Raw genomic sequence first — 4,348 nt, 5'->3', positions numbered from 1 at the left:
GCTGCGAGCCTTCGAAGTTGCGGCGCAACTGGCTGGCGTTGGCCGCCTCGCGCAACAGATCGAGTTCGTCGTAAATGGTTTTTTCGTAGTCCTGCACCACATCGACCGGGTGCAGCAGGCGCGCGTCAGCGGAGAACTTCTCGGCGGCGCGGGCAAGGATGAACAGCCATGCCAGATCCTGCGCGATGATCGGTTTCAGGCCCGGACGAATCACCTTGACCACGACTTCTTCGCCGCTTTTGAGCTGCGCCGCATGCACCTGCGCTACCGAGGCCGAGGCCAGCGGGGCGACGTCGAAACGGCTGAACACTTCGCTGATTTTCTTGCCCAGCTGTTCTTCGATCAGCTTGATCGACACTTGCGAATCGAACGGCGGCACGCGGTCCTGCAGCAGCATCAGCTCATCGGCGATGTCTTCCGGCAACAGGTCGCGGCGGGTCGAAAGAATCTGCCCGAACTTGATGAAAATCGGCCCCAGATCCTGCAACGCCAGACGCAAGCGCGCACCACGGTTGAGCTCCAGCGGCTTGCGCGGCAGCCAGCGCCACGGCAGCAAAAAGCGCACGGCCAGAAGAAACCAGGGCAGCGGCAGATCGAACAGCAGGTCATCGAGGCGGTAGCGGATCACGACGCGCTGGATGCGCAACAGACGGCGGACGGCAAGCAGCTTCATGCGTTATCGCTTGGGTCGAGGGATCGGGAAAGGCGCTCGAAACGCGCCTCGAGTCGTTCCAGATCGAGTTTGATCCGGTCCAGTTCGCTGAATCGCGCTTCGGCTTCGCGCTGCCCGACGAGGGTGCGCGATTCTTCGGCGAGGTATTCGGCAAGATTCTGGTTGAGGCTGGCAAATCCTTGTTGATACCAGCGCGCGCGGCTGCGCAGGTGACCACCGAGCAGTTGCGTGGCGACCGGACCGAGCCAGCGCGAGAGTTCGTACTCCCAGTCCAGCTCAAGATCCTGCAGTACGCCGGCCAGCTCCAGCAGCACGCCGCTGTCGCCATCGAGCTCGACTTCGGGTGCGTGCAGCACCGCGGTCTTGTCTTTGCTCAGGGCCAGTTTCACCAGGCTTGAGGCCGGTGCACGCAACGTGCAATCGACGTCCGCTGCCCACTGCGAGGCGAGCATCAAGCCTTCGTCGCTGGGCAGGATGAACAGTTGCAGCGCCGGGCTGCGGCAGTCGACGGCAATCACTTTGCCGGTCAGATGCGCCAGACGCGGCAGCGCCGTGCTGTCGAGACGCAGCACCCGGTTGAGGCCGAGTTCGACGCTGGCGAGCAGCCCGGTGAGCAACATCAGGGTTTGATGCCGCGGTGCAGGGCGACGATGCCTGCGGTCATGTTGTGATAGGTCACGCGGTCGAAACCGGCCTCGACCATCATCGACTTCAGGGTTTCCTGATTCGGGTGCATGCGGATCGATTCGGCCAAGTAACGATAGCTTTCCGAATCGTTGGTGATCAGCTTGCCCATCAGCGGCATGAAGGCGAACGAGTAGGCGTCGTAGGCTTTCGACATCAGCGCGTTGGTCGGCTTGGAGAATTCCAGCACCAGCAGGCGGCCGCCAGGCTTGAGCACGCGCAGCATCGAACGCAACGCGTCTTCTTTGTGCGTCACGTTGCGCAGGCCGAAGGCGATGGTCACGCAGTCGAAATGGTTGTCCGGGAATGGCAGTTTTTCCGCGTCGGCCTGGACGAATTCGACGTTGCCGGCAACGCCCAGATCGAGCAGACGATCACGGCCGACCTTGAGCATCGACTCGTTGATGTCGGCCAGCACGACCTGGCCAGTCGGGCCGACAAGGTTCGAGAACTTGCGGGTCAGGTCGCCGGTGCCACCAGCGATGTCGAGCACGCGGTTGCCGCTGCGCACGCCGGAAAGCTCGATCGCGAAACGCTTCCACAGACGGTGCATGCCGCCCGACAGAAGGTCGTTCATCAGGTCGTATTTAGCGGCTACGGAGTGGAAAACCTCAGCGACTTTTTCCGCTTTCTGGCTTTCCGGAACGTTTTTGAAGCCGAAGTGAGTGGTGGGTTCGGCATCGCTGCCTTTGCGCTGATCAGTCATATCGCTGTCACCAAAAGAGAATGCGCGACATTCTAATCCCCAAGCCATGCTTTGTCTTGGAATGGCTAAAGGTAAGATGGGCAACCTTCGGGACGATTTGCCGCAGATGCGGTCAAGATTCAACTTCAGCCATTCAATCATCAGGAGTCATTCCATGGCCAAAATCAGTGTTGAGCGCGCCCACACCCTGGGCAAGGACGCCGCCCGCGAAAAGGCCGACAAACTGGCCAAAAAGCTCAACGAACAATACGGCCTTGAGCCGCAGTGGTCGGGCGACACCCTGAACCTCAAGCGTTCGGGCGTGAAAGGTGAAGTGCACGTGGCGGACGATTCGATCAGGGTCGACGTCGAACTGGGCCTGATGATGTCGGCCATGAGCGGCATGATCAAAGCCGAGATCGAGAAGGCGTTGGATAAAGCCCTGGCCTGATTCAGGTTGAAATCCAATCCCCTGTGGGAGCGAGCCTGCTCGCGAAAGCGGTGTATCAGTTGACTGAAATGTTGGCTGATATGACGCTTTCGCGAGCAGGCTCGCTCCCACATTTGTTTAGAGTTGCTCCAGCTGGTTAGGGTGCCCTTTCTAATTTTTCTCCCTACTTTGTGCCTGAGCCCGACACTCGTCCGGCAGTTCCTCAAACCTTCTGCGCGTGAGGTGCACCATGGCCAAAGTCATTTTGAAGAAAAAAATCGACGCTCCGACTTCCACTCTGAGCGACGTCAAATCCTATGCCCGCAAGATCTGGCTGGCAGGCCTGGGCGCCTACACCAAGGTCGGCCAGGAGGGCAGCGAGTACTTTCAGGAGCTCGTCGCCGCCGGTCAAACCGTTGAAAAGAAAGGCAAAAAAGCCGTCAGCGAAAAACTCCTCGCCGCCAACGCCGAGATCGACGACGCGGCCACGCAGGTCAGCTCGTTCAAGGGTCGCGTTGAAGTTCAGCTCGACAAGGTCGAGAAGGCCTTCGACAACCGTGTGGCCAGCGCCTTGAATCGGATCGGCATTCCGTCTAAACATGACGTTGAGGCACTCTCTGCTAAGCTCGATGAGCTGACGGCATTGCTCGAACGCGTCGCGCGAAAATCTTAAGGAGAACGGGATGGCTGGCAAAAAGAACACCGATAAAGAAAGCAGCTCGTGGGTCGGGAAGGTCGAGTCCTACTCCCGCAAAATCTGGCTGGCTGGTTTAGGCGTGTACTCGAAGATCGACACTGACGGCAGCAAACTCTTCGATGCATTGGTCAAAGACGGCGAGAAAGCCGAGAAGCTCACCAAGACTGCCGTCGGCAAGAAAGTCGAGGACTCGACCTCCTCGGCCAAGTCGCGCATCAGCGGCGTGAAAGACCGCGCCATGGGCAAGTGGGACGAGCTGGAAGGCGCGTTCGACAAGCGCCTGAACAGCGCGATTTCGCGCCTGGGCGTGCCGAGCCGCAATGAGGTGAAGGCGCTCAACGCCAAGGTCGACACGCTGACCAAGCAGATCGAAAAACTCACCGGTCTGAAAGCTCAGCCTGTGGCGGCAAAAACCGCTGCGGCGAAACCTGCCACTAAAACTGCAGCGGCCAAACCTGCGGCGAAAACCGCAGCCAAGCCACTGACCAAAGCAGCGGCGAAACCTGCTGCAAAAGCTGCGGCCAAAACGGCAGCCGCCAAGCCTGCGGCCAAAGCGGCAGCCAAACCGGTTGCCGCCAAGGCCGCTGCCAAACCGGCAACCAAAGCGGCAGCAAAACCTGCGGCTAAAGCTGCAGCGAAACCAGCGGCCAAGCCAGCAGCGAAAACTGCTGCTGCCAAACCCGCTGCGAAGCCTGCGGCCAAACCGGCTGCGGCGAAAAAGCCTGCAGTGAAAAAACCGGCCGCGCCGAAAGCCGCTGCGCCGAAACCGGCCGCCGCACCATCGACTGCTCCAACAGCTCCGGCCAACGCGGCAAACTCCGCTGCGGCACCTACGGCAGCAGCTACTCCGACTGCAGCATCGACACCGTCGACGCCATCCAGTCAGTCCTGATTTCAGGGCAAATCAAAAACGCCCGGCCTGTGAAGGTCGGGCGTTTTTGTTTGTGCATTCCAAGCGGCCCCTCACCCCAGCCCTCTCCCCAAGGAGAGGGAGCCGACCGAGGTCTCCTGCGTCATACGTCGACCTGAACAAATCGAGTCGATTATCGATTCAAAGAAGCTCGCTCAGGTCGGCGTAGCTAGCGAACATCCCCCAATCAGTCCCCTCTCCCTCCGGGAGACGGTTAGGGTGGAGGGGCTTTTTCGGGGTCAGTCGTGATCCTCAAGGTATTGCAGCGC

Annotated in this window: 6 protein-coding genes; 3 read left to right on the top strand and 3 right to left on the bottom strand. The window is 60.0% G+C overall.

Annotated features, from left to right (window positions below; all coding sequences use genetic code 11):
- The 3 genes from OQK_RS08955 to ubiE all read right to left on the bottom strand — a co-directional run.
- Positions 1 to 673: AarF/UbiB family protein (locus OQK_RS08955; RefSeq protein WP_016772071.1), on the bottom strand; the 673-nt coding region annotated here is incomplete at its 3' end.
- Entirely contained in the window at positions 670 to 1,293 is a 624-nt protein-coding gene (locus OQK_RS08950) for a ubiquinone biosynthesis accessory factor UbiJ (RefSeq protein WP_016772070.1), read from the bottom strand. The genes OQK_RS08955 and OQK_RS08950, both read right to left, overlap by 4 nt.
- Positions 1,293 to 2,063: a bifunctional demethylmenaquinone methyltransferase/2-methoxy-6-polyprenyl-1,4-benzoquinol methylase UbiE gene (gene ubiE, locus OQK_RS08945; protein ID WP_016772069.1), complete on the bottom strand. Its 771-nt coding sequence runs from the start codon at positions 2,061 to 2,063 to the stop codon at positions 1,293 to 1,295. The genes OQK_RS08950 and ubiE overlap by 1 nt, the downstream gene beginning before the upstream one ends.
- A gap of 154 nt (positions 2,064 to 2,217) precedes the next feature.
- On the opposite strand from ubiE, the gene OQK_RS08940 reads away from it, so the two are divergent.
- The 3 genes from OQK_RS08940 to OQK_RS08930 all read left to right on the top strand — a co-directional run bounded on the left by OQK_RS08940 (position 2,218) and on the right by OQK_RS08930 (position 4,061).
- Positions 2,218 to 2,493, top strand: a complete 276-nt coding sequence (locus OQK_RS08940) for a polyhydroxyalkanoic acid system family protein (RefSeq protein WP_016772068.1) — start codon at positions 2,218 to 2,220, stop codon at positions 2,491 to 2,493.
- 229 nt (positions 2,494 to 2,722) lie between these two features.
- On the top strand, positions 2,723 to 3,145 hold the full coding sequence (locus tag OQK_RS08935) for a phasin family protein (RefSeq protein ID WP_016772067.1): 423 nt from the start codon (positions 2,723 to 2,725) through the stop codon (positions 3,143 to 3,145).
- A 10-nt stretch (positions 3,146 to 3,155) separates the two neighbouring features.
- Positions 3,156 to 4,061, top strand: coding sequence for a phasin family protein (locus OQK_RS08930; RefSeq protein ID WP_016772066.1), 906 nt, complete (start codon positions 3,156 to 3,158; stop codon positions 4,059 to 4,061).
- Positions 4,062 to 4,348: the final 287 nt, after the last annotated feature.

Origin of the sequence: Pseudomonas sp. R62 (assembly GCF_000257605.1) — a bacterium.
GTDB classification, from domain to species: domain Bacteria; phylum Pseudomonadota; class Gammaproteobacteria; order Pseudomonadales; family Pseudomonadaceae; genus Aquipseudomonas; species Aquipseudomonas atacamensis.
The sequence above is the reverse complement of the archived record's forward strand: the minus strand, read 5'-3'. Positions and strand labels throughout refer to the sequence as shown.